Origin of the sequence: Campylobacter concisus (assembly GCF_902460545.1) — a bacterium.
GTDB lineage: Bacteria > Campylobacterota > Campylobacteria > Campylobacterales > Campylobacteraceae > Campylobacter_A > Campylobacter_A concisus_AE.
In genome coordinates this window covers 217,374-219,940 of sequence record NZ_CABPUE010000007.1, presented here as the reverse complement: position 1 = coordinate 219,940, position 2,567 = coordinate 217,374, and the positions used below count along the sequence as shown (strand labels likewise).

The 2,567-nt window shown below is 33.3% G+C and carries 3 protein-coding genes; 1 reads left to right on the top strand and 2 read right to left on the bottom strand.

What is annotated here, in order from left to right:
* Nucleotides 1–670 (bottom strand): MOSC domain-containing protein (locus FZ949_RS06340; RefSeq protein ID WP_148790284.1); only part of this gene is annotated, 670 nt, incomplete at its 3' end.
* Between the two features lie 18 nt (nt 671–688).
* Nucleotides 689–1,168 (bottom strand): crossover junction endodeoxyribonuclease RuvC, encoded by a 480-nt coding sequence (gene ruvC, locus FZ949_RS06335; protein WP_187424719.1) that lies wholly within the window; start codon nt 1,166–1,168, stop codon nt 689–691.
* A 122-nt stretch (nt 1,169–1,290) separates the two neighbouring features.
* Between ruvC and dnaA the strand changes: the two genes are divergently transcribed.
* Nucleotides 1,291–2,567, top strand: a 1,277-nt coding sequence (gene dnaA, locus FZ949_RS06330; RefSeq protein WP_148790283.1) for a chromosomal replication initiator protein DnaA, incomplete at its 3' end; no start/stop codon positions are given.

The window sequence follows — 2,567 nt, the reverse complement described above, 5'->3', positions numbered from 1 at the left end:
CTGTGCTATAAATACCTTGAATACGTCTTTCCATGTCACTATACCAACTTTTTGGAAGAGTGGTAAGAGAGTTAAATTTCTCTAGTAAATTTAAATTTTTATTTGGAGCGTAAAAAAGTCTATTTACTTCTAAAATGCTCATATGAACTGGATCTTTTTCTATAACTTCTATAATATCACCTGCCTTGCACGATCCTGGCGTTATGACGCGATAGTACCAGCCAGTTAAGCCAGTTTCAAAGATGTGAGTAGCCATATTTTCATTGCCCCATCTTTTTGAGAGCTTAAAGCATGGTTTTCTAGGCTGCGAGACTTGAAGCACAAGTGAGCCCACCTTATGGATATCGCCCAAATAAACGCAGCTCTCATCAAGCCCATCAACACATAAATTCTCCCCCATAGCTCCATAAGCCATATTTTTTAATCCTAAAAAACTCTCCCAATCGGCGTAATTTGCAAATGAATTTGCAAAAACTGCCTTTTCAGGGCTGCCATGGTGCTTTGTATCAGCGACACTATCACCCACAAAGCCAAGTTTATTTGCGAAAATTTCGCCATTTTGAGCTACTTTAAATATAGCTGAACTCCATGGTGTATTTAGCTTATTTGTAGCACTTTGCGAGCCGTAATTTTTTACCTCGCCAATTAATAATGCTTTTACTATTGCCATCTTTTTCCTATCAAAATTTTAGCTTATTCTTAAATTATTTGCGTGAGTTAGCGCGATCGCGATCGCGTCGGTTATATCAAGCGGTTTTATCTCTTTGTTTATACCTAAAATTTTCTTCACCATAAATGCCACTTGCTCTTTATCAGCTTTGGCCTTGCCAGTGACAGTTTTTTTTACCTGAAGCGGCGTATACTCGGCAAAATCACCATGAAGCTGTAAAATTTTAAGGCTAAGTGCACCACGAAACTGAGCGAGTTTTAAAACTGTCTTTGGGTTGTAAGCAAAAAATATATCTTCGATCACAACTTCGTCAAATTTATGGTTTTTAAAGATGAGATCAAGCCCCTCGCAAAGTTCAGTGATTTGATACTGAAGTGTGTTTGGTTTTATTTTTATGAGTCCTGCTTCAAGAAGAGTAGTTTTAAATTTATTTTTTTCAAGTATCGCATAACCGCAATTCTTCGTTCCTGGATCAATTCCTAAAATTTTCATCACTATCTTTTCAATACTTTTTCACGACTTTTTCACGATGTGAAAAAGTTTGTTAGAGTTTAACAAAGGTTTTATTAAAATTAAGATAGTATCACTATAAAAATTCTTGAAATTTAAGGCATAAAAATTTGATAGCAGACGAAATTTTAGAAAATCTTTCAACACAAATTTCACCTGAAGAATACCAAAGTTATATCAAGCAATTAAAATTTAACGAAAAGGCTTCAGACGATCATATTATCGTATTTACTGCACCAAATGAGTTGATGGCTAAATTTATAAATACAAGATATGCTGATAAAATCGCTCATCTATATGAAGTTAAAACGGGCATAAAACCAAATATAGAAATTTCATCTACTAAAAGTAGCAAGACATCAAAACAAAATCAAATAAATGTTAAGCAAATAAAAACACAAAGTAGCATTTTAAATCCAAGCTACACATTTGAAAATTTTGTCTGTGGAGCTTCAAATCAATACGCATTTTTAAGCGCAAAAGCAGCCGCTGAAAAACCTGGTATACTTTATAATCCACTTTTTATATATGGCACGACGGGACTTGGCAAGACTCACTTACTCCAGTCAGTTGGAAATCATTGCCTAAATAAAGGAAAAACCGTTATTTGCGTAACTAGCGAACAATTTATGATAGATTTTACCAGTCACATAAATAACCACTCAATGCCAAAATTTCGTGAAAAATATAGAAACTGCGATGTTTTACTAATAGACGATGTACAGTTTCTTGGTAAAACTGATAAAATCCAAGAGGAATTTTTCAACACATATAATGAACTTTTAGCAAAAAATGGTCAAATAGTTATGACTTCAGATCGACCTCCAAAGACACTAAAAGGCTTTGAGGATAGGATGATTTCAAGATTTGATAAGGCTTTTATGGCTGATATTACGCCGCCTGAACTTGATACAAAGATAGCCATCATCATCAAAAAATGCGAATTTGATAAAATCGATCTAAATAAAGAGGTCATAAACTACATAGCTACAAACATGGGAGATAATATCCGTGAGATCGAGGGAGCTATAATAAATTTAAACGTATTTAAAACTCTTATGAAAGAAGAGATCACACTTGATCTTGCAAAAAGTATATTAAAAGATCTAATCAAAGAAAAACGTGAAAATATAAATTTCGATACTATCGTTGAAATAGTTAGTAAAGAGCTAAATATCAAACAAAGTGATATAAAAAGCAAATCAAGAGTTACGAATATCGTAGAAGCAAGACGAATCATCATATATCTTGCAAAGATGCTTACAACAAACTCAATGCCACAAATTGCAAACTATTTTGGTATGAAAGATCACAGTGCCGTTAGTCATAATATTAAAAAGATAAATGAGCTAATACAAACTAATGAAATTTTTAGTCTAAAAGTTAC